General features: G+C 59.8%; 19 protein-coding genes. 7 read left to right on the top strand and 12 right to left on the bottom strand.

The genetic code is table 11. The features are described 5' to 3' along the window. Positions 1-62 precede the first annotated feature (62 nt). From AB4N33_RS17285 to yaaA, 12 genes are all read right to left on the bottom strand, one after another. The gene (locus tag AB4N33_RS17285) at positions 63-719 is read right to left on the bottom strand and encodes an alginate O-acetyltransferase AlgF (protein ID WP_476457848.1); all 657 of its coding nucleotides are present in this window, start codon (positions 717-719) and stop codon (positions 63-65) included. A 14-nt stretch (positions 720-733) separates the two neighbouring features. After that, complete coding sequence (locus AB4N33_RS17280) at positions 734-1,909, bottom strand: alginate O-acetyltransferase (protein ID WP_460117910.1); 1,176 nt, start codon at positions 1,907-1,909, stop codon at positions 734-736. Between the two features lie 11 nt (positions 1,910-1,920). Continuing rightward, positions 1,921-3,486, bottom strand: coding sequence for an MBOAT family O-acyltransferase (locus tag AB4N33_RS17275; protein WP_476457847.1), 1,566 nt, complete (start codon positions 3,484-3,486; stop codon positions 1,921-1,923). A gap of 206 nt (positions 3,487-3,692) precedes the next feature. Beyond that, the gene (locus AB4N33_RS17270; RefSeq protein ID WP_460117906.1) at positions 3,693-4,814 is read right to left on the bottom strand and encodes a mannuronate-specific alginate lyase; all 1,122 of its coding nucleotides are present in this window, start codon (positions 4,812-4,814) and stop codon (positions 3,693-3,695) included. A gap of 8 nt (positions 4,815-4,822) precedes the next feature. Continuing rightward, positions 4,823-6,271, bottom strand: coding sequence for an alginate O-acetyltransferase (locus AB4N33_RS17265; RefSeq protein ID WP_476457846.1), 1,449 nt, complete (start codon positions 6,269-6,271; stop codon positions 4,823-4,825). A 10-nt stretch (positions 6,272-6,281) separates the two neighbouring features. Next, positions 6,282-7,856 (bottom strand): mannuronan 5-epimerase AlgG, encoded by a 1,575-nt coding sequence (gene algG / locus AB4N33_RS17260; RefSeq protein ID WP_460117902.1) that lies wholly within the window; start codon positions 7,854-7,856, stop codon positions 6,282-6,284. A gap of 26 nt (positions 7,857-7,882) precedes the next feature. Next, a complete protein-coding gene (locus tag AB4N33_RS17255) occupies positions 7,883-9,370 on the bottom strand; it encodes an alginate export family protein (RefSeq protein WP_476457845.1) in 1,488 nt (495 codons plus the stop codon). After that, the gene (gene algK, locus AB4N33_RS17250; RefSeq protein ID WP_476457844.1) at positions 9,367-10,746 is read right to left on the bottom strand and encodes an alginate biosynthesis TPR repeat lipoprotein AlgK; all 1,380 of its coding nucleotides are present in this window, start codon (positions 10,744-10,746) and stop codon (positions 9,367-9,369) included. Before algK ends, AB4N33_RS17255 begins: the two co-directional genes overlap by 4 nt. Before the next feature lie 153 nt (positions 10,747-10,899). Beyond that, positions 10,900-12,069 (bottom strand): PilZ domain-containing protein, encoded by a 1,170-nt coding sequence (locus AB4N33_RS17245; protein ID WP_460117896.1) that lies wholly within the window; start codon positions 12,067-12,069, stop codon positions 10,900-10,902. Between the two features lie 35 nt (positions 12,070-12,104). Next, positions 12,105-13,586, bottom strand: coding sequence for a mannuronan synthase (gene alg8 / locus AB4N33_RS17240; RefSeq protein WP_476457843.1), 1,482 nt, complete (start codon positions 13,584-13,586; stop codon positions 12,105-12,107). A gap of 141 nt (positions 13,587-13,727) precedes the next feature. Continuing rightward, a complete protein-coding gene (locus AB4N33_RS17235) occupies positions 13,728-15,044 on the bottom strand; it encodes a nucleotide sugar dehydrogenase (RefSeq protein ID WP_460117891.1) in 1,317 nt (438 codons plus the stop codon). Between the two features lie 811 nt (positions 15,045-15,855). Beyond that, positions 15,856-16,635, bottom strand: a complete 780-nt coding sequence (yaaA, locus tag AB4N33_RS17230; protein WP_476457842.1) for a peroxide stress protein YaaA — start codon at positions 16,633-16,635, stop codon at positions 15,856-15,858. 289 nt (positions 16,636-16,924) lie between these two features. On the opposite strand from yaaA, the gene AB4N33_RS17225 reads away from it, so the two are divergent. The 7 genes from AB4N33_RS17225 (at position 16,925) to AB4N33_RS17195 (ending at position 22,957) form a co-directional block, all read left to right on the top strand. Continuing rightward, positions 16,925-18,049, top strand: coding sequence for a polysaccharide deacetylase family protein (locus AB4N33_RS17225; RefSeq protein ID WP_476457841.1), 1,125 nt, complete (start codon positions 16,925-16,927; stop codon positions 18,047-18,049). Between the two features lie 336 nt (positions 18,050-18,385). Then, positions 18,386-19,780, top strand: coding sequence for a PhoH family protein (locus AB4N33_RS17220; protein ID WP_460117886.1), 1,395 nt, complete (start codon positions 18,386-18,388; stop codon positions 19,778-19,780). A gap of 173 nt (positions 19,781-19,953) precedes the next feature. Continuing rightward, a complete protein-coding gene (gene moaC, locus AB4N33_RS17215) occupies positions 19,954-20,427 on the top strand; it encodes a cyclic pyranopterin monophosphate synthase MoaC (RefSeq protein ID WP_476457840.1) in 474 nt (157 codons plus the stop codon). Next, positions 20,424-20,666: a molybdopterin converting factor subunit 1 gene (gene moaD, locus AB4N33_RS17210; protein WP_460117882.1), complete on the top strand. Its 243-nt coding sequence runs from the start codon at positions 20,424-20,426 to the stop codon at positions 20,664-20,666. The genes moaC and moaD overlap by 4 nt, the downstream gene beginning before the upstream one ends. Before the next feature lie 2 nt (positions 20,667-20,668). Next, complete coding sequence (gene moaE / locus AB4N33_RS17205) at positions 20,669-21,121, top strand: molybdopterin synthase catalytic subunit MoaE (protein WP_476457839.1); 453 nt, start codon at positions 20,669-20,671, stop codon at positions 21,119-21,121. 285 nt (positions 21,122-21,406) lie between these two features. After that, positions 21,407-22,183 (top strand): ABC transporter substrate-binding protein, encoded by a 777-nt coding sequence (locus AB4N33_RS17200; RefSeq protein ID WP_460117878.1) that lies wholly within the window; start codon positions 21,407-21,409, stop codon positions 22,181-22,183. A gap of 264 nt (positions 22,184-22,447) precedes the next feature. Beyond that, on the top strand, positions 22,448-22,957 hold the full coding sequence (locus tag AB4N33_RS17195) for a disulfide bond formation protein B (protein ID WP_476457838.1): 510 nt from the start codon (positions 22,448-22,450) through the stop codon (positions 22,955-22,957). Positions 22,958-23,331: the final 374 nt, after the last annotated feature.

Here is a 23,331-nt window from a genome sequence, read left to right as displayed (position 1 = left end):
TGCAAGCGGCAAGTTAAAGCGCTTTGCTTGCAGCTACAGGCTTGTAGCTATTAGCTCGCGCGTTAGCGCGTAGACACCGGGCGCTTGACCCAGACTGGCGACAGGCTGCTGCCATTGCCGGTGACGTACAGGACGGCGGCTTCACCGCGCTCCAGTGCCACTGGCTTCACATCGCCGACTTTCGTTGCGCCATCGTACAGCGCCAGGCTGACTTTGACCGGGTTGATTTCACGCTCGCCACGGCCCTTGGCAGCCACGGCCGGCACGACTTCGGTCTTGCCGTCGGCGGTTTTCAGGGTCAGGGCCTTGTCGCTGAGGTTTTGCACGCGAACCAGGGACTTCTGCTTGTTCTTGAACGGCGGTTCTTCGATCAGTTGTGGTGCGCCGCTGGCGTTGTTGACCAGGGTGTAATAGTGATCGCCCGCCAGTTTCACCGGCAGGGATTGGCTGCCGACCTTGGCGCTGTAGTCACCACCCGGCATGAAGCTGAAGTCGGTGCTGGCCAGCGGTGCCACATCGCTCAGGCTGGTGCTGCCGACGGTGGCGCTGACTTCGGTGTTGGCGGCGTTATAGACGCGTACGAAGGTCGAGCCTTTGGGTGCGGTCGGGCCGTAGAGCGCCGAATCGCCAGCGGCGAAGGCGTTCATTGACAGCACGCTGAAGGTCGCGGCCAAAGCGAAGGTCTTGGCGAGACGACGAGGAGTAGTAGTGAAAGTCATAGTGAACCTCTCTTTCAGTTTTGCGCCCGATCGGGCGTCTCGGATTTAGTGTTTACAGCTACGTTTTGTTGGCGAGCGCCGGCTTCTTTGAGCGCTGCTACCCACTGCGGGTCGGCGTCGCCGATTTCGTTGTTGACGGGCAGATAACGTTCCGGAAACTCCCAGATCAGCACTTGTGGCGGGCTGTTCTTGAAAGCATCGCTTTTGAGATAGCTGAGCATCGGCAGGATCGGGCCATGGCCGTCTTCGGCGTAATTGACCACGTCGCTGTTCAATGCCTGTTTCAGCGCGCCGACGAAGTTCCAGTTCGGGTTGGCGCTGTAGCTGGTCCCGATCAGCGCCACCGGCACCTCGGTGTTGGCGAACAGGGCGTCATCGCCGCTGGCCTGGTCACCTACGGCCACGGTGTTGCGTTTTTGCAGGGGCTCGGTCGCCGGCATCATGTTTTCGAACAGCGGGTCCAGCGGCAGGAACAGGCGCAGGTCACCCTTGTGGGTCACGGTTTGCGCTGGCTCGGTCACGAAACGCTGCGGCTCGCCGCTGAGCGGGGTTTTTTCCGCGATGGTTTTGGCCAGGGTCTCGGCGGCGATCTGCGCGCCTTCAGGCGTCCAGTGGGTGTCGGTGCGCAGGAATACCTGCTGGCCGTTGAGCTTGCCCTTTTGCAGCGGGATCAGCAGGTCGGGGGCCAGGATCTTGTTGGCGGCGACACGGGCGTGGAAGTCTTCATACAGGTTGGCGTGAATGCTCGAAGGCTTCACTTCACCCAGATGTTCCGGATACAGGCGAGTCTTGGCCGGCACAATGGCCATCACCAGTTTCACGCCCTTTGCCTTGAGTTCCTGGCGCACGCCTTCGACCAGCGCGTAGTTGCTTTGCAGGTTCAATTCTTCATTGACGATCGGATTGAACTCCTCATCGCTGTACAACCACTGGTCTTGGCCGAGCACCACGCCCGGGCGACCTTCGTTGAACAGTTTGAAATCCAGTGCTGCCCAGAGGTTGGTCCCCAGGCGCTTGATCGGGAATTCGTCGTCATAGTGGGTTTCGACGGCCTTGGCCCAACGGCCATTGAGCACTGTCGCGTCGGCGTTGGTGCTGAAGCCGAAGAAGCTGCGCACCGACCACAGGCCCAGGACCAGCAGGGTCACCATGAACAGGGCGATGTAGAAGATACGTAATGAGCGGGTCATGGTCAGATCCCTCAGAACTGGAAGTAAAGGAACGGCGAGAAGCTTTGCGCCGAGAGTTTGAGAATCGAGGCGATGAACAGCAGCAGCACCAATGCACGCATCACGTAGCGCGACCAGTCAGCGGTCCAGTAGGCCGGTTGAACGGTGGCTTCAGTGCCAACGGTGTAGCCCGGTTCATGGATGCTGGCCGGGTTGTCACCCGGTACGGCCTTGATCATTCCCGGAGTTGCGGTAGCCGGGCCATTGGCCTCGACGTTGACGGCGGGTTTGGTCTTGGCGGGCGGCTGGTTGCTGTAGAGGTCGCGCAGGCCGAAGAACGCCAGGGTGATGTAGGCCACCACCAGGGTTGCCACTTGCAGGCCGGTGAGGTTGGCGCGGTTGAGTTCCGACAGCGACCATTCACCAAAGCTGAACATGGCGCCGTACATGCGACCGGCCACGTGCAGGTTTTCGGCGCGGAAGATGACCCAGCCCATTACCACCAGCAGAAAGGTCAGCGCCCAGCGGATCGGGTTGAGGCTGCGCGGCGACGTGTTCAGGCCCAAGGCCTTTTCAATCGCCAGCCACATGCCGTGCCAGGCTCCCCAAACGATGTAGGTAATGTTCGCGCCGTGCCACAGACCACCAAGCAGCATGGTCAGGAACAGGTTGCGATAGGTCATCAGTGTGCCTTTGCGATTGCCGCCCAGCGTGATGTACAGGTAGTCGCGCAGCCAGGTGGACAGGCTGATGTGCCAGCGCCGCCAGAACTCGGTGATCGACTGGCTGATGTAGGGCTGCTTGAAGTTTTCCATGAAGCGGAAACCCATCATCAAGCCCAGGCCGATGGCCATGTCGCTGTAGCCGGAGAAGTCGAAATACAACTGCGCGGTATAGGCCAGCGCGCCGAGCCAGGCGTCGCCCGTGGTCGGGTTTTGCAAGGCGAAGCAATGGTCGGCAACCACGGCGAGGGTGTCGGCGATGAAGACTTTCTTGATGAAACCCTGCATGAACCGCGTGCAACCCTCAGAGAATTTGTCGAGGGTGTGCGTGCGGTTGTTGAACTGGTCGGCGAGGTCGCGAAAACGCAGGACCGGGCCGGCAATCAGGTGCGGGAAGATCGCCACGAACGCCGCGAAGTCGATCAGGTTGCGCGTGGCCGGGGTGTCGCCACGGTAAACGTCGATGATGTAGCTGATGGACTCGAAGATGTAGAACGAGATACCGATCGGCAGCAGCACATGGGTGAGGATGAACGGCGACAGCCCCACAGAGGTCATCAGCGCATTGATGCTGTCGACGCCGAAGTTGGCGTATTTGAAGTAACCCAGGATGCACAGGTCGACGGCCACGCCGAGCAGCAGCCAACGCTGGGCCGGTTTGGTGCGCACACCGGCGGCGCCGACTTTCAGGCCAATCCAGTAGTTCCACAGGGTGACGGCGGCGAACAACGCGAGGAAGTCCACGCGCCACCAGGCATAGAACACATAGCTGGCGATCAGCAGCAGCAGGTTGCGATAGCGTATTCCGCTCAAGTAGTACATGCCGAGAAAGATCGGCAGGAACAAAAACAGGAACACGTTGGATGAAAATACCATCCCGGTCTCTCCGTGTTTAACCAACAGTCAAGGGCCAACGGCCCCCCCAAACCCCCCATGGAAAACCGGGGGGTAACTCACAAAACCAAAACCCGACGCTGACCCCCTGTAGGAGCCAGCTTGCTGGCGATCGCGGTGTATCAGTCGACACTCAGGGTGAATGTCAGATCGCAATCGCGAGCAAGCTCGCTCCTACCGGAGACGAATCAAGACCCCTTGCCCTTGTCATTCGCCGGGTCATAAACCTTGGTCAGGTCACCCCCCAGGCGGAAGGTCTTGAACGGTTGCATCTCGTGTTTCTTTTCCAGCACGTCCGGGGTGCAGGTGTAGAGGGAGCAGAACGGTTCGAGCCAGGCGAATTTCATGTCCTTCTTCAGGTCGGTCATGTCCTGTTCCTTGCCGTTTTTCTCTTCGAACTGCTCAGGATCCTTCACCCCGGCCAGTACGCGATCACCCAGGCGTTTGAGCGCGCCGTTGTTTTCCTGGCGCAGGTCCACACCGTTGACCTGGGCGAAACTGGCGATCATCGCCAGCGGCGGCAGGGCGTAGTTGTGGTAGGCGAGGGCGCGTTGATTGCGCTTGAGTTCGTTGGGCAAAAAGCCCTGGGCGTCCACCTGATTGACGCCGACCTTGTATTCCTTGACGGCCCAGTCGAACAGGTCGCGGCGGTTGGTGGCAACGGAGGTCGCCATCACCGACCAGGCGGCCCAGTACGAGTGGTTGTTGGTTTTTTCCAGTGGCAGGTTGTCCCAGTCGCTGACGACTTGGTCGGCCATCTTGTTGAACCAGGCTTCGATCAGCTGCGATTCCTGCTGGTGGTTGGCCAGCGGATGCGAATCGGAGAACTTCAGGCGCAGGTACGCGGACGCCATGCTGCCCAGCGCCCATTTGCGCATGGACTTGCCAGTGTGGTTGAAGTCCTTGGACATCAACGCGTCGGCCTTGGCCCAGGCGGTCAACCAATTCAGCGTGCATTCCAGCTGTTCGGGACGACCGTCGCGCATGAACTGCATGACGCGCTTGCTGGTGCCGCGCTCGATCTTGGTGATGTCGGCGGTGCTGTCACGAAAGGCTTTTTCTGATGTGACGTTTAAGGTCGAACGGGCCTTGTCGGACCCCTCGTACTTGCTGCGAAATTGCAGTGAGCCGGTGTAAGGCGTCGGCATCGCGTCGCAACCTTCGCTGCTGTCGCCGGTTTTGACTTTCTCGATCGGCGCGAAGTAACCCTGGGGCGGACGCAGTGGCGCGGCGGCCTGGGTGGCGCCGGCGAACATCGCCAGCGTCAGCAGGGAGGGCGCGAGTAACTGTTTCAACGTTCGGTTGTGCATGGCAGACCTCATTGCCCGATTTGAGCGGTGCGTTGCTCGGCGCTCGGGAATACGTTGCGTTTGCAGATTTTCGCTTCGACCTTCTGAGGGGCGGCACCGGCTTCAGGGCCCTGGACTTCGACGGCCAGCAGATTCTGCGAGGCCCAGTCTTCGTCCGTGCGCAACTCGAAGGCGAAACGACCGTCGGTGTCGGACGTTTCCGGTTTTTCGATCTTGATGTCCTCGTGGCGCCCGTTCATGTACCAGAGGGTGGCTTGCAGGGTTTTCACCGAGGTGTCCGCGAAGCGGATGTCGACCTGGTGGCTGCTGTTTTGCAGGTTCAGGTTTTTGCTGTTGACCATCAGTTCGTTCTTGCCTGGTTTGAGCGTGGTGCTGCCGGACATCTGTGCATCTTTGCCTTCGCAACCGTTATCCAGCAGCGCCATCATCTGGCGGTAGATGGTTTCCTGGTCCAGGCGATAGAGCGGCGAGAATTCCCAGATGAGAATCTTCGGCGGGTTCTTCTGGAATTCTTCGCTGCCCAGGTACTGCAGCATCGAACCTTCCAGGCCGCCGCCGGGGAACGCCACATTGAGAATGTCAGCGCCGATGGCCTCTTCGAGGAACCCGGCGAAGTTGTAGTTCTTGCCGCTGTGGGACGTACCGACCAGGGTGATCTGCGGATTGCCAGAGTCGCCGAACAGATCGCCGTCGCCCGCTTCGCCCTTGGGCTCGGTGGTGAATTGATCCATGTACTGGATCGCGTAGCTGGTGCCACAGAGTTGACCGGCCATGTTGTGCAATGTTCCGGTCTTGCCCATGCGACCCGACTTGTGGGTCTCGAATTCGCGCTTGGGAATGTCGGCGAAGGCCGGGATCTGCTTGACCTTCTCCGCGACGATCTTCGCTGTGCGCTGCGCGCCGTATGGGGTCCAGTGCTGGTCGCCACGGAAGTAGAAATCGTGGGCGGGCAGGGTCTCGGGCAGCGATTCGTTGGTCAGCGGCGACAGGTCCGGCACCACATAGCCCATGGCGGCAAACCGGCCGAGCATGGTCTTGTAATTGCGCAGGGCTTTGTCGAAATCGTAGCTGGCCTTCTCCTGCGGGTTGAGCTTGTTGCGGTTCACCAGGCCACGGGTCGGCTGATAAACCACCACCAGTTCCACACCTTTGCTTTTGAACGCATCGTGCAGTTGCTGCATGCGTTTGTAGCCGGCGGGGGTGGTGTCGAATTCGGTGCGCAAGTCTTCCTGGGTACGGAACAGCCAGTCGCCCTGGGCCTGTACCAGCGTGGTGAAGTTCTGCTGGTAGCGCGTGGTGTAGTTCTTCGCGTCGTGGGCTTGCGGGCAAAGGTTGCAGCACGGCTCGGCTTCAAAGGTGGGAGCCTGGACTTCGTCCGCGCGCGCCCCGGCGCTGGCCGCGAGAATACCGGCGGTCAGGGCCGACAGGCTGAGTAATTTGATCAAGTGTGGGTGCATAAAATTATCCTCAGTCCTGCAATTCGGTCTGGCGTTCGACCGGGTCGATCAGCACGGCTTTCTGCTGGCGCACCATCAGGTCGAGAATTTCATCCTGGCGTTCGCCCAGAATGCCGTTGAAGCTGATGCCGCTGGATTTGGTCGGTGCGAGCATCGACACGCGATACAGCTCGACGCTCAAGGGCGAGTCGATGGACAGCGGCCCGCTGCCGTTGCCGGCCAGTTCGCCACCAACGATGATCAGCGACACTTGGGCGTCGAACGGGTCGAGCTTGATGTCACGGTCGGTGTCGGTCAGGTCCTTGATGTGGCCGTAGACGCCGGTGAGGCCGTTGGCCATGGCCAGGTTTTCGTAGAGGCGAATGTTCACGCTGTTACGAATGCGAATGCCGTGGCGCTTGTTGCTGATGACCTTGTTGCCGTAGATCAGGTTGTCCCCACTCTCGTACAGCGTGATGCCGTCGGTGTGGTTCTTGTAGATCTCGTTGTAGGCGATCAGGTTGTTGACGCTGTTACGGTCGATCACCAGTCCCGACAACTTGTTGTCGTAGCTGCGGTTGTTGAAGATGAAGCTGTCGTTGACCTCACGGGAAATAATGATCCCGTGCTTTTTCTTGGTCCCGTACACCGTGTTGTCGGCGATGATCAACCCGTGCGAGCGGTCATGCGGGTCGATGCCGTAGATGATGTTGTCTTTGTAGGTGTTGCCCTTGACGACGAAGTCGCGGGTTTCGTAGCAGTAGAAGCCGTAGTACATGTCCGAGAACTCGGACCCAACGATCCAGCCGGTCGGTTCAGGGCGCTTGAGCACCTTGGCCATGTTTGGCGTGTACTGGGAAATACTCACGCCGTAGGACTTACTGTTGGCGTAGCCGAAACTGGCCATCTTGCTGTTGGCGATGTAGGTCTCGGTGCCACCCCAGGCCAGCAGGAAAGGACGGAATTCCTTCGCCGACTTGAACATCGCCGGACCGTTACTTTTTTCGCTCCAACCGGTGACCTTGGTATCACGCACAAACAGTTGGCCGTCGTTGACCAGGAACGAACCGGCTTCCTGGGACAGGCGCAACTCCTGGGTCTGCTTGTCGATATCGAGGATGCCGTGCCTGCCCACCACAATCGGCAACTTCGCCAGGAACACGCCCGGCGAGGTTTCGTTGAGGTACTGCTTGGGCAGCTTCTTCGCCAGGTCCTGAAGGTTCATGTAGCCGTCGTCGACGAAGATCGCCTGTGGGATGCCGTGCTGACGCACCACCCATTCGGCCATCTTGTTATCGCCGCCGATGAAGTCCTTCAGCGCGTCTTCCTGCATCATGCGGCGCACGCTGACCTTGCCGGCCTTGCTGCGCACGATTTTTTTCGCGATGGCTTCGGCGGTGTAGCCGCTGATGTCCGGTGGTACCGGTTTTTCCAGCTCCAGCGGCGCGGTGGGCGCACTGGCGACGGTGTAGGTTTTTGCCTGTTGCAATTCCTTGGCCGTAGTCGTGGGCTTGGGCGCAGGCTCGGCATTGGCGAAGGCGGCTGCACTGGCCAGCAGCATCGCACCGGCCAGCAAGGTCAAGGCGCCTCTGTTCGGACTGTGCATGTCGGGAACTCCTTTAGCGGTTTGCATCAGAAGCGCCAGATCACGTCAATGAACGCGCGGTGCATGTACGAATCGACCTGTTTGCCGTAGGCATCGCCCGGTTTGAATACACCGCCACGAAAGCGCACCAGGGCCGACGGCTCGTCGATCGACTGGCTCAGCGCCGCCGGCAGCAGGCCTTGTTTGAAGTACTTGGTGACGACGAGGTCCATTTCCTGGCCGAGGTCTTTGTTGCCATCTTCCAGCGGCAGTGACGTGCTGGAGAGGATCGCGCCGGTGGCTTCGTCGGTGTTGTTCTCGACGGCGTTGATGCCGTTGCTGCCGACCGGCTTGTTGCCGTCGACACGCCAGAATTTGTGATAGATCAGGCTCGCGTCGTATTCGTCGTTGAGCATCCATGAGCCGAACAGGGTCGCGGTCTGCATGTTATTCATTTCGCCGCGATAGGCTTCGCCGAAACGGTGAACACGCGAGCGCGTACCGGTGTAGTTCGAGCGGTTGCTTTCCAGGCCGTTCTGTTGGTAATCGGCGCTGGCGCGGGCGTAGGCGGCACCCACCTGCCACTGCGGGTCGAGGCGCAGGCGTACACCCAGGTCGGTGGCCCAGCCGTTGACGTCTTCACCACGCTTGGCTTGTGCGGGGCGCGTGCCGTCGGCATTGAGCGGGTTGACCGTGTCGGTGTCGCCGCTCATGCCGGTGACGCTGCCCCAGTAATTGAGGGTGTTGGTGTTGCGATAGTTGTACGCGTCGCTGTCGGCGGTGAGGCCGAGCCAGCTGATGTCGCCATTTTGTTTCTTGTCCAGCGAGTCGCCGGCCACGCCCGGTTCCGGGTAGTCGAGCTTTCCGTCGTCATGGGTGTGATGCCCGCGAATGCCGACCCAATTGCCCGGTGTCCACTGGTACGCCGCATCGGCGTAGACGTGCAGGCGATCCTTGTCCTGGGGCGACAGCTCTTTCAAATCGGTGCGGTATTCGCTGAAACGTTCGGCGACGCCCGCGTTGGCCCGCAGCAGGGTGGTGTCAAAGGTCCAGTTCAGGGCTTCGATGTTGGTGTCGCGCCATTGGCCGTCGTCGTTGCGCAGGCGTTGGCGACCGAGCTTGAGGATCTCGCCGGGGTAGGGGGTCAGGCCGCTGTAGCCAACCCAGAACTCACGCATCGCCAGGTAGTTTTTCTTGGTCTTGCGATCACCGTTGTCGGTGGTCTGGGTGCCTTCGTCGTCGGACTGCTGCAAGGTGTCGGTTTCGATGATGTCGGTGGACGTCACCGCCTGGCCCATGGCGTAGGCGCTCCATGCGCCACTCTCGCCGTAGACCCAAGGTCGCAGGTCAAGGCCGACACCGTTGACGTCGCCGCCGCTGGCAGTGCCCAGGTCACGGTCGTCCTCGGACTGGCCGGTGATCTTCACTTCGAGGCCGAAGTTCTTGGCTTCGGTCAATGCCGCGAGCGTTGGGCAAGACCACAGCAGTGCGCAAGTCAGGCCAATGCCGGCCTTCACGAAAGGATTCAACTTCATAATTTTTCCTCGCCGTCTTCTTCTTGCAGGGCGTGCAGTTCCAGCGTGTTCTGGCTCAAGGCACCTCTTACAGCCTGTTCTTGTTTCAACAGGCGTTGGGCTTCGGCGAGCTGGGCAGGCGGCAGTTGGGCTTCGAGTGTTTGCGCAAGCTCGGTGGCTTGCGGAGTGTTTTGGGCCTTGGCCAATTGACTGAAGACATAGGCATTGAGCGGGTTAGGCTTGGTGCCCTTGCCTTGGGAAAACAGCTGGGCGATGGCGAAGTCGGCGCTGTTCTGGCCGTTGCGCGCAGCGGTCAACAAGTGATCCAGGGCTTTTTGCGAATAGACCTGGCCCAGGTAACCGCGACGGTAGATCTGACCCAGGTAGTAATCGGCGGCCACTTCCTTGCCAACGGCTTTCTGGAAGTGCGCTTCGGCGACCTTGGCATCGGCCGGCACCCATTTGCCCTCGTAGTAGAGCTTGCCGAGCAACAGTTCGGCGCGGGGCTGGTCGGCGGCGCGGCCGTTTTCCAGGTACTTCATCATCGTGTCGACGTCGCCCAGTTCCGGGAAGTCGTACAGCAACTGCGCCAGGCTGACCCAGGAAGCGGGGTAGCCGGGAGCGATGTCTTCGAGCAGCGATTGGGCGGTTTTCTCGTCGGTCTTGCCCAGCGTCGAGTCGCCAAGGACACGCGCTACGCTGTCCACGCGTTGCGCGGACACGGTGCCACGGGTATGCGCGGCCTGCATCTGCTTGATCAGTGCGGCTTGCTCTTCGGTCTTGCCCTGTTTCTGGTAGACCGTGGCCAACTCGACGTAGCAGATGTCGGTGGTGTTCAACGCGGCCTTGCAGATGGTCGCCACTTCGTCCAGATGCTGATCGTACGTGCCTTGGGTGCGGTAGAGCAGCACTTGAGCCAGGCCCGCCTCCGGCTTGCCTTCGGCGCGCCATTGGCTGATCTGCTGTTGGGCGTTGATGTTGGGGAAACTGTGCGGGTATTGCAGGTACAGCATCGCCAGCGGGATGAGCGTGTTGCCTTCGCCATTGGCCGCTGCTTTTTTCAGCAGTGTCTCGGCTTCGTGCTGTTCGGCTTCGGTGGAACCCGGCTTGGCCACCAGCAGGCGACCCAGGCGTGCCTGGGCACGGGGCGACACGTCGGCAGCGGCGCGGTAAGTCGCCTCTGCCTGCTTGATCTGCGCGGGGTCGCGGCTGTCGACCTGGATGTCGGCCAGCCCGACTTGCGCCTCGCTGTAACCCAGGTCGGCCAGGGCCTTGTAGTTCTGCTGGGCAAGCGCAGTGTCACCGCGCTTGAGGGCTTCGTTGGCCAGGCGCTGATCGGGCAGGCCGGCGCAGCCGGTGAGGCTGATGGCGAGCGCGACTGCACACAGAGATCCCATGTGGGAGCGGGCTTGCCCGCGATGCAGGCACCGCGGTGCATCAGACGAACCGAGTTGATCCAATCGCGGGCAAGTCGAATCGTCGCGCCGCCGCTCCCACAGGGATCGCGGTGTACTGAATAGTTTGGGCGTCATCACGGTCACGTCCTCCGCTTACAGGCCAGCGGCCATGGCTTTGTTGATCAGCCAGTTCAGGTTCGGGCCGCGGTCGCTGTTCACTTCCACCGGACGACCGGCGAACTTGCTGTCCAGCGGCTCGTCAGGCTGGATCAGGACGCGAATGTCGGAGGACAGATCGGCGCTTTTCAAGCTGCTGCTGCTCACGATCTTGCCGGTGCGGTTCTGGTCTTCACCGGCGATCTGGAAGCTGACGGTGGTGCCTGGGCGTACGTCGTTGAACTGGCGATAGGAGAAGCGCGCTTCGACGTTGGCTTCGCTGTTGCGCGGCACCAGTTGGAAGATCACGTCACCCTTGCTGGCGTATTGACCGTCGGCAACCAGTTGCTGGGCCACGGTGCAGTCGCATGGCGAAGTCAGGGTGCCGGTCATTTGCTTGCCGAACAGTTCTTCAACCTTGGCCGGTTGCAACTGGTCTTCGTCCAGATGGCCCTTGAGTACGTCGAGCATGCTGGTGCTGAAGGTCGCCAGCGGCGCGCCTTTGGCGGCCACGCCGTCAGCCTTGATCAGGCTTTGCACGGTGCCGTCGCGCGGCATGGTGATGTTCATGCCCGGCACGCTGACCAGACCGGCCTGGGCGTGGCTGACGAAGTACATGCCGTACACCGATTTGAAAATGAAACCGAACGCCGCCAGGCCGACGATGAACACGCCCAGGCTGAAGGTCACTGCGCGCAGGCGACCCAAGGCGCTCATGCCCTGGCTGCCGTCCTTCTGTTTGCGCGCCTTGGTGAAGTTGTCGCGCTGCAGGGTTGCCAGCACTTCACCGATGCTGACGATGTCGCCCGCCAGGTGCGAAGTGATCAGGTGGCGCAGGGTCGAAATGTCCTGCGGTTCCAGGTTCTGGAACTGGCAACCGACGCGCCCGGTCTGGCGATCGAAGGAGCGCACTTGCAGTTCAACGTCCATGGCCAGGCCGAGGTTGTCGATGACGAACTGCAGGCGTGCCTTGTGGGCGTCACCGATCTTCAGCGGCAGTTGACCGGCGTTGAATGCCAGGCCGCCAGCGGAAAGGTCGAGGACCCGGGCTTCAACCGGGGTCCGGTCCGGACCGAAGAAACGCAGTTTGGCCGGGATTTTCACACGGGCGTGCTGGCGCTGGGCTTCGGATTCATGCACTACGTTGGCGTTGACGGCGGTATTCATATGGGCGATTTCCTAGTTAATTCAGGCGAGTTCGGTCAGACCATCATCAGCAGCACGGCGACAAAAATGCTGCCGGCAGAGAAGGTCATGGTCCGAGACGACCAGGTGTTGAACCAACGTTGAAAGCTGGCGAGATCACGGGTCAGGGAAGTGGGCTGGCGAGTCCAGGATTGTTGGTCGAGGCGGAAGAACACGTAGATCTTCACCAGCGCGCCAACAATCTGGTTGTAATACAGAATCGCCGGGTAAGCCGGACCGATCCGGTGGCCGGAGCAGGACAGCAACAGGGTCAGGATCAGGCGGGTGATGCCGATCCACAGCAGGTAAACCAGGATGAACGCGGTGCCGTACTTGAAGCTGGCGAGGATCGCCACGGTCAGGCCCAGCAGCGAAGTCCACATCGACACGCGCTGGTCGAACAGCACCACCGTGGTAAACGCACCGAGGCGCTTGATCCCCAGGCCCAAGGCACGGGAGTTCTGGCGCAGGTTGTTGCCGTACCAGCGGAACATCAGCTTGCGGCTGGCCTTGATGAAGCTCTTTTCTGGCGGATGCTCAACGGTGTGGATGGCGGCATCCGGGACATAGAAGGTGTCGTAGCCCAGACGCATCAGGCTGAACCAGCTCGACTTGTCGTCACCGGTCAGGAACTTGAAGCGGCCCAGGCGCCAGTGCTGCAGCGAATCGCTTTCCACGTCGGCGATGAATTCCGGGTTGGTCACCACGGAGGCGCGGAACACCGACATGCGGCCGGTCATGGTCAGCACGCGTTTGGACAGAGCCATCGAACACATGTTGATGTGACGCTGGGCGAATCGCAGTTTGTGCCACTCGCTCATGATGTAGCCGCCGCGCACTTCGCAGAATTCGTTGGTGGTCAGGCCGCCGACATTGCCGAACATCTGGAACCACGGCACGGTCTTGAGCACCACGCCTTCGGCGAGCACGGTATCGCCATCGATCACGGCCACCACGGCGCGGTCGTCCGGCAGGTGACGGGAGATGGCGCGGAAACCGTAGGCCAGGCCATCGCGCTTGCCGGTGCCGGGAATACGCACGAAGTCGAGCTTGACCCGCTCTGGCGGGTTCATCCGGTTCCACAGGCTTTTGACCAGCAGCTCATCGGACATTTCCACGATCGAGCAGACCACGGTGGTCGGCAGGCCGCAGTCGATGGCTTCGCGAATCACCGAGCTGTAGACCTGGGCAGTGGTCAGCGCGTCAATACGGAAACTGGTGACCATCAGGAAAACGTGGGACGGGTCAGCCGCTTTGCCCAGCTTGCGCACTTTGCGCCGCAGGTGCGGGTAGACCACGTACAGGAACAGCATGCCGCGCACAAAGTGCGTGGCGCCCATCGAGTAGCGCCAGATACCGACGATACCGATCAGGAAAATGAAGTCCTTCGACTCGGAGTCGAACGTGGACGTTGGCAACGCCGTGGCGATCCCCATCAGGAGACTCAAGTAAAACAGCCAACCGGCGGCCTGGAGTAGGCCATTCTTTAGCCTGTGCATAATGTGTATCCGTCTCGATCCGTGGAACCTGTAGGAGCGAGCATGCTCGCGATGAACCCGGGAACACCGCTGGGTGTCAGGCGGCCAGCGTCATCGTTGGCGACCATCGCGAGCGTGCTCGCCCCTACAGGGAAGGCTGCCTTACCAGCAGATGCCTTCGGCGCGGCCGTTGGCGCTGGTGGCTTGAGACATGAAGCCCACCAGGTCGATCACTTGTTTGCCGTGCGGGACTTCCTGCACCAGGGTGCGGAACTTCTCGTCACGGTTGCCGAGGATGATCACGTCGGAGTTGTTGATGACTGCGTCGAAGTCGGAGTTGAGCAAGGACGAGACGTGAGGGATCTTCGACTCGATGTAGTCCTTGTTCGCGCCGTGGACACGGGCGTATTCGACGTTGCTGTCGTAGATCTCCAGATCGAAACCCTTGCCGATCAGCATTTCAGCCAACTCGACCAGTGGGCTTTCACGCAGGTCGTCGGTACCGGCCTTGAAGCTCAGGCCCAGCAGGGCAACTTTGCGTTTGTCGTGGCTGGAGACGATGTCGAAGGCGTTCTGCACCTGGGCTTCGTTACTGCGCATCAGCGAGTTGAGCAGTGGTGCTTCCACGTCCAGGGAGCCGGCGCGATAGGTCAGGGCGCGCACGTCCTTGGGCAGGCAGGAACCGCCGAAGGCAAAGCCTGGGCGCATGTAGTACTGGGACAGGTTCAGCGTCTTGTCCTGGCAGACTACGTCCATCACTTCACGACCATCGACACCGACGGCCTTGGCGATGTTGCCGATCTCGTTGGCGAAGGTCACCTTGGCGGCGTGCCACACGTTGCAGGTGTACTTGATCATCTCGGCGACAGCGATGTCCTTGCGGATGATCGGTGCGTCGAGCTCTTCGTACAGCGATTGCAGGACATCGCCGGAGGCCTTGTCGAACTCGCCGATGACAGTCATCGGTGGCAGGTCGTAGTCGGCGATCGCGGTGCTCTCACGCAGGAATTCAGGGTTGACGGCCACGCCGAAATCGACGCCGGCTTTCTTGCCCGAGCAATCCTCGAGAATCGGGATGACAACGTTTGCGACGGTGCCCGGCAGCACGGTGCTGCGCACCACGATGGTGTGGCGGGTGGATTTTTCACGCAGGACAAAACCGATCTCGCGGCACACCGCCTCGATGTAGTTCAGTTCCAGGTCGCCGTTCTTCTTGCTCGGCGTACCGACGCAAATCATCGACAGGTCGGTATCGCGAATCGCCTCGGCGAAGTTGGTCGTACCACGCAGACGGCCGGTTTCGATGCCCTTGGCCAGCAGTTCGCCCAGACCCGGTTCAACGATCGGTGATTTGCCGGCGTTGATCATGTCGATCTTGTCCTTGGCGACATCGACGCCAACAACGTCATGGCCCCGTGCAGACAGGCAACCGGCACACACTGCACCGACGTAACCCAAACCAAATATGCTGATGCGCATCGCATTTTCCTCTGTGTTTAATCAAGCCATTACATGGCCGGAGTTAATGGTATTCAGCGGTACTAGTGCACTCGGAAGTGCGGCTGACAGGCGTCGCAGTGCCGTGTGCAGGCATATAAGTTCCGAGTGTCTAAATAAGTGCACTCAAGATGTGCGCAACTAGGCCTTATTGTTATGACTTGCCCCGTTATGCAGCCGAGTCCTCGGGTTCGAGGTTGTTCGGGCAACACTCGTTCACACTCGATGCCGGGCGTAAGGCCCGTGGATCAAGGGTTTTGGTGCTCGGGAGAGCACGTTTACTGGGGCGCAGTCTTGGCCGTATAGGTGGTAGCAGTCATGCCTTATCTCCTTTGCTGCAGGTCTTGCGCAGATCCGTTATTACTGTGGCGAAGTTGGTGTGACAGTTTCACCATTCACGTCGCGTCTCTACGTAAGTTATCTCGTACATATCCAGAGATAATCGCTACCGGTGGTATGAGCTATGCAAATTGACATAGTTCCGACCCACCCATCGCGAATGTTGAAATTTTTTGAAATATTGAAAAGGATGGCACTGCTTTCAAATTGATGGCACTTGCTGTCTCGCCCTTGTTACACAGGGGGTTAAACAGGTGAGATATTTTTGTGCCAGCACCAAGAATTATTTTCAGTGCCACTACTGAAAAAAATCGATTCAGTCGAGTGAAACTAAAGTCATGATGGCGGTGGACGGTTTTTTGTCGTCAAAATGCTGACGAGTGGCGAGGTAATTGTAGGACGATCAAAGGAGGGCGCACGACGGGGGCATTTTGTCGCGCGCCAGGGCGGTGCATTATTCGGGTGCGTGATCGCGCAGGAACACCAGGCTGTCGGCTTTCGACTGTTCAGCACTGTAGCGGTAGCCCTGAACGTCAAATTGCTTGAGGTGCGCCGGATCGTTGATTCGCTCTTCGATGACGAAGCGGCTCATCATGCCCCGGGCTTTTTTCGCGTAGAAGCTGATGATCTTGTACTGGCCGTTTTTCAGGTCCTTGAACTCGGTATTGATGATGCGTGCGTTCAAGGCATTGCGTTTGACCGCCGAGAAGTACTCGTTGGATGCCAGGTTCAGCAGCACATCATCGCCTTGATCGGCCAGGGCTTCGTTCAGCCATTCGCTGATCCGTGTGCCCCAGAAGGCATACAGGTCCTTGCCCCGGGCGTTGGCCAGTTTAGTGCCCATTTCCAGGCGATACGGTTGCATCAGGTCCAGCGGGCGCAGCAGGCCATACAGGCCGGACAGCATCCGCAAGTGCTGCTGGGCGTAATCGAAATCGGCTTCGCTGAAGGTCTGGGCGTTGAGACCGGTGTACACGTCACCCTTGAAGGCCAGCAGTGCCTGCTTGGCGTTGTCAGGGGTAAAGGCTGGGGTCCAGCTGCCGAAACGTGCGGCGTTGAGACCACCGATCTTGTCGGAAACGTGCATCAGCTCGCTGATCTGCGCGGGCGTCATGTCGCGCAATTGCAGGATCAATTCCTGGGAATGGTCGAGGTACTGCGGCTGGGTAAAGCGCTGGGTCGCCGGCGGTGTTTCGTAATCGAGGGTCTTGGCGGGGGAAATCACCATCAGCATGAAATCGTCTCCTTTAATGTGGGGGCGATTCTACGGGGGTTGGGGGGGATGACTCCAGCTATCGAGGTGATAGGTGATGATTGGCCACAATCCCTCAATCAATCAGATCCCTGTAGGAGCGAGCATGCTCGCGATGGACGTCAACGATGACGCTGGCTGTCTGGATGCCCGCGGAGCCTGGGCCACCATCGCGAGCAAGCTCGCTCCTACAGGGGAGTTCGTCTGTGCTGCGGGAATAAGGGCACTATCAGCTATAGTGCCGCGCGGGTTTTGTTATGGAGACATCCCATTGCGTATCGGTTTTCTGCTTTTTACCTGGCTGTTGAGTTTTGGTGCGGTGGCGGCGCCGGGCGATGTCGCGACCCTCGATCGCGGCACCTGGCCGGAACAGCTCAAAAATCCAACCTTGTTCGACGTGGCTTCCCGGGCGGAAATTCTTATGTTCGCGCGCGTGCTGTGGGCCAGCGAATCCCTGGACGAGGCCAGCCTGGCCCAGCGCCTGGGGCTGCGTACCATCAACATGGAGTCGGTCAATCGCCTGCGTGAACGTTACTGGCAACGCTTGCTGGACAACTATAACCATGCCCAGAAAAGCTGCGACCAGGACGCTTCCTTCTGTTTTCTGGTCGAGGACATGGCCACCCTGCGCGAGCAGGCGCAGAAGTTCCAGATCAGCGAAGACAGCTACTACATCAAGTGGGCTGAGCCGAGCCGGCTGTTCCACGCACAATACCTCGACGAGCAACTGCGCAAAGCCGCGCTGTTCCCGCAGACCAGCAGTGAAATCGATCGTTTTGGCGAGCACGAACGCAATGGCGAGTCGATGCACGACCGGCTGTTCCTGCTGACCTTCGACAGCGGCGCCAATGCCGCGCCGGACAACACCGCGTGGGTCGCCGAGTACCTGCGCAAGGCCAACCTGACCGGCACTTTTTTTGTGCTTGGCAAGGATATCCAGACGCGCCTGGGTGACCGTTCGGTGAGCAGCCTGCAAGCCACGTATTCCACGCAATGCATTGGCGTGCAGGGCTGGGAATTTCGTTCCCACAGTCATTGGCAGGACTGGCAGGACTCAGTGCGGCGCAGTGCCGAGCTGGTGAAAAGCAAGCTACCGGAGAACTACGTACCGCTGTTCCGTCCGCCCGATGGCCAGCGCCGTTCGGACGCTGAAGGCTTCTTCAAGGCCCAGGGCCTGCAAGTGGCGTTGTGGGACATCGACGCCCAGGATGGCGCCGGCAAGCTCAAGCCCAATCAAAGCGCCCAGCGGGTGCTGACCTTGATGCTGCTGTGGCGGCACGGGGTGATCAACTTCAACGTCAAGCAGGATGGGGTGAAAACGGCGCTGCCTTGGTTGATCACGCAAACGGCGCCCAGCGGGATCGGCTGGGAAGATTGCCAGGATGCGTTTCGCTGAAGGCTGGATTGCCCGTAAACATTGGGTCTGGGGCGATTTTGCGGGGAAATTCGATGCAGGCGGACTTCCGACTTTAACGGCACATTGCCTGCACGCCAAGGGCTATTCGTCACTCTGAAAAATAAACTTCAAAAAAACGTCAAAGTGCTTTTTTCTGTCATGGGTTTTGGAGTATTACGAAGACAGACCGCCGAAACCTGCGACACAGGTGGCGTCTTCCAAGACCCTACTTGTGTGCAGTTCACTTGATCCCTTGCAGGTGAGTTCGGCAGTCCCTTCGAGGCGCAGCGCCGTCAAGGCATTGCGTCGAATGGCTCCCACATAAGGTGACCGAGTATGGATGACCACGGACGTAGTTCTTCCTCCAACCAGCCAATCCTCTATGTACTCGATACCAACGTACTGATTCACGACCCCAATGCCCTGCTGAACTTCGAAGAACACCACGTCGCAATCCCGATGACCGTGCTTGAGGAACTGGACAAGCTCAAGAGCGGGCATCACAGCGTGGCGGCCGAGTGTCGCCAGGCGATCCGCCTGATCGACAAGACCCTGGGCGAAGCCAGCCCCGAAGACGTTGAACTGGGTGTCCCTATCCAGCGCGGCAAGAGTGGGCCCAAGGGTTTGCTGTCAATTCTGATGAGCAAGCGTGCCGAGCCGAATCTGATTCTGCCCGAGCACCTGAACGACAACATCATCATCAATCAGTTGATCGATCTGCACGCGCGTCAGCCCGAGCTGCCTGTCGTGCTGGTCACCAAAGACATCAACATGCGCCTCAAGGCCCGCGCCTGTGGAATCGCGGCCGAGGACTACAGCACCGACCAATTGGTAGACGACGTCTCGCTGCTGCCCAACGGCTACCACGAGATGAAAGGTTCTTTCTGGGACCTGGTGAGCAAGGTCGAAACCCGTCAGGGCCATGGCCGCACCTGGCACCAGGTGAAGCTGATCGACAACCTGCCAGCGGTCCATATCAACGAGTTCATCATCGACGAGCAAGGCTTTGTCGGCTGGATCAAGGAGATCGAGAACGACCAGTTGCTGATCCTCGACCTGCATCAGGAACCCCTGTTGCACCAGGAAGCCTGGGGCCTGAAACCCCGTGACATTTACCAAAGCCTCGCGCTGTTCGCCTTGCTCGACCCGGACATTCACCTGGTCAACCTGTCGGGCGCCGCCGGTTCCGGTAAAACCATCCTGGCCCTGGCTGCCGCGATTGAGCAGACCATGGTCAGCAAGCGTTATCGTCGCATCATCGCTACCCGCAGCGTGCAGGGCCTGGACCAGGAAATCGGTTTCCTGCCCGGCACCGAAGCGGAGAAGATGGAGCCGTGGCTCGGCGCCATTACCGACAACCTCGAAGCCTTGCACATGGATGACGAGAGTACCCATGGCAGCGTCGACTACATCCTCAGCAAAGTGCCGTTGCAGTTCAAATCCCTCAACTACATTCGGGGCCGCAGCTTCCAGCAAAGCCTGATCCTGATCGACGAATGCCAGAACCTTACGCCGCACCAGATGAAAACCATCATCACCCGCGCCGGCGCCGGCTCCAAAGTGGTGTGCCTGGGCAACCTGGCACAGATCGACACCCCTTACCTGTCCGCGACCAGTTCCGGGCTGACCTACCTGACTGAACGCTTCAAGGACTTCCCGAACGGCGTCCACATCACCCTGCAAGGGGTCCCACGTTCGATCCTGGCCGAATACGCCGAATCGCATCTGTAAACCACTAGCTGCAAGCTGCAAGCTGCAAGCCTCAAGCGGACCGAGTGATCTTCACTTACCGCTTGTAGCTTGCGGCTTTCGGCTGCTTAAATACCGCTTTCACATCCACGGCTGGACTGCGTTTTTACTTGCCGCTTGTAGCTCGCCGCTTGCCGCTGCCTCAAGGAGGCCCCGTGCTGACTCATCTCGATTCCCAAGGTCGCGCCCACATGGTCGACGTCACCGAAAAATCCGTCACGTTCCGTGAGGCCACGGCCGAGGCGCGGGTGCGCATGCTGCCGACGACCCTGCAGATGATCGTCAACGGTGCACATCCCAAGGGCGACGTGTTTGCCGTGGCGCGTATCGCCGGCATTCAGGCAGCCAAGAAAACCAGCGATCTGATTCCCCTGTGCCATCCGTTGATGCTGACCGGCGTCAAGGTCGAGCTGAACGCCGAAGGTGAGGACGCCGTGCATATCCGCGCGACCTGCAAGTTGTCGGGGCAGACTGGCGTGGAGATGGAAGCACTCACTGCCGCCAGTGTTGCCGCCCTGACCATCTACGACATGTGCAAGGCCGTGGATCGCGGCATGACCATCGAAACCGTGCGCTTGCTGGAAAAACTCGGCGGCAAGAGCGGCCATTACCAGGCGGATCAGCCATGAAAGTCACTGTGAAGTTTTTTGCGCGATACCGGGAAGCCTTGGGTGTCGATTCGGTGAAAGTCGAAGGCAACTTTTCCACGGTCGATGATGTGCGTGCATTGCTGGCACAGCGCGACGGTGCCGACGTGCTCAGCGAACAGAACCTGATGTGCGCGCGCAACGAAGACCTGTGCCAACTCGACGAGCCGGTGAGCGACGGCGATGAAGTGGCATTCTTTCCGACTGTGACCGGGGGCTGAACATGGCGATTCGCGTGCAGTCCACGGCGTTCGATCCGGGCGCCGAAGTCAACGCCATGCACGCCGCCAATGTCGGGGTCGGCGCGGTGGTGGGTTTTGTCGGCTACGTGCGTGACTTCAATGACGGCCTGGATGTGGCGGGCATGTTTCTCGAGCATTATCCCGGCATGACCGAAAAGGCCCTGGGCAAGATCGCGGCCGAGGCCGAGCAGCGCTGGCCGTTGCTCAAGCTGGAAGTGCTGCACCGCATCGGCGCCCTGGAGCCGGGCGAACCCATCGTCTTCGTCGGCGCCGCCAGCGCCCACCGCCAGGCCGCGTTCGATGCCTGCAACTTTGTCATGGACTACCTGAAAACCCGCGCACCGTTCTGGAAGAAAGAAACCACCCGAGACGGACCGCGCTGGGTGGAAGGGCGAGACAGCGACCATTCGGCGGCGGATCGCTGGAAGCAGTAGGTCCTGCGGTGCCCATTCGTCAGCAATCGCGGGCAAGCCCGCTCCCACAGGTTTAGCGAGATCTCTGTGGGAGCGGGCTTGCCCGCGATTGGGCCTTGGTCACACCTCGCCTTTCCCGCTTAACAGCCGACCACCGGCCGCCCCATCCCCCTGCACCCAATTGACGTCATGTACATAAAAGTCCAGTATGGATTTATAAGTACAAAACTTGACGCTTGTAGCTTCAAGCTTGCAACTGCTTCTTTTCGTCTTGCCAAACCAACAACAACCCGCGAGAGAACGAACATGAAGAAATTCCCCCTCATCACCGGTCTGGCCCTGAGCCTGTTGGCGTGCAGCAGCGTGTTTGCCGCCGAGAAAACCCTGCGCATCGGCATCGAAGCGGCTTACCCGCCGTTCGCCTCGAAAACCGACAAGGGCGAAATCGTCGGGTTCGACTACGACATCGGCAATGCGCTGTGCGCGCAGATGCAGGTCAAGTGCGTTTGGGTCGAAGGTGAGTTCGACGGCCTGATTCCTTCCCTCAAAGTGAAGAAAATCGACATGGCGCTGTCGTCCATGACCATCAACGAAGATCGCAAGAAGTCGGTGGACTTCACGCACAAGTACTACTTCACCTCCTCGCGCCTGGTCATGAAGGAAGGTGCGGTGGTCGATGACCAATACGCCAGCCTCAAGGGCAAGACCGTCGGCGTTCAGCGTGCGACGACGACCGACCGTTATGCCACGGAGGTGTTCGAGCCCAAGGGCATTACCGTCAAGCGCTACGGTAACAATGAAGAGATCTACATGGATCTGGCGGCCGGGCGGCTGGATGCGATCTTTGCCGACACCATCCCGCTCAATGACTTCCTGCAAATGCCGCGCGGCAAGGGTTATGCCTTTGTCGGTCCTGAACTCAAGGACCCCAAGTACGTGGGCGAGGGCGCGGGGATTGCCGTGCGCAAGGGCAACAGCGAACTGGTCAGCCAATTGAACAGCGCCATCGACGGGATCCGCGCCAGTGGCGAGTACCAGAAGATTTCGGACAAGTATTTCAAGTCCGATATCTACGGGGACTGATTAATCCTCTCACCCTGTCCCCTGTGGGAGCGGGCTTGCCCGCGATGGACTCCCAGGCACCGCAGGGTGTCAGACAGCCCGCGTTATCGTTGAAGACCATCGCGAGCAAGCTCGCTCCTACAGAGGAGGTAAGGTGTCTGGAGTTAATGCTTCCTTAACAGACTTATCGTTTATTCCCGACATCCATTGCACGCACCCCGGGCTCTCCAAGGTCCGGGCCAGCGTGTAGACTTGCGATCAATCGATATCTGAAAGGGAAACGCAATGACTGAGGAAACGATGCGGTTGGGCCGTGAGCGGCGCTATCTGGTTTTGCTGGGCATCATCTGCCTGGCGTTGATCGGCGGCGCGCTGTACATGCAGATCGTGCTGGGCGAGGCGCCGTGCCCGCTGTGCATCCTGCAACGTTACGCCTTGCTGCTGATCGCGATTTTCGCCTTTATCGGCGCGGCAATGAGCACGCGACGCAGCATCACGGTGTTCGAAACCCTGGTGGTGATCTGCGCCCTGGCCGGCGTCGCGGTCGCTGGGCATCACGTCTATACCCAGTTCTATCCGGCGGTGAGCTGCGGCATCGATGTGCTGCAGCCGATTGTCGACGACCTGCCACTGGCGAAGATCTTCCCGCTGGGTTTCCAGGTCGACGGTTTCTGCTCGACGCCGTACCCGCCGATCCTCGGTCTGTCCCTGGCGCAGTGGGCGCTGTTGGCGTTTGTGCTGGTGGTGGTGCTGGTGCCTCTGCTCACTTCCCGTAATCGCAAGGCGTTACGCTGACAGCATCGTCACGCTCATCCAAAACGCCCTGGCCCTCATCGAGAGCCGGGGCGTTTTGCATTTCAGGGGATGCCCGCAAAGTCCTTGATGAACGTCAAGAATGCGGGGTGCGCATGTGCGACATGTTGTCGCGGCGCAGGCGTCGCAGGGCATTTTTGCGTGCTCGATTGACCCTGTTCCAAACAAGAAAAATGCGCGGGTCCGGTGCTGTCGAGTTAACGCTGCATCTTCCGGGAACAGGCAGTTTTAACAGGTTATGGCAAATGGCCTTGGCCCCCGTCACACAGGGGTTAAGGCAGGGTGATGGGCGATCCTGAGACCTCGGACACTGTCTGAATTGCGCACCATAGACCTACATTTTTTGGTGTTTTTGT

The organism is Pseudomonas sp. S1_E05 (assembly GCF_056337105.1).
The sequence above is the reverse complement of the archived record's forward strand: the minus strand, read 5'-3'. Positions and strand labels throughout refer to the sequence as shown.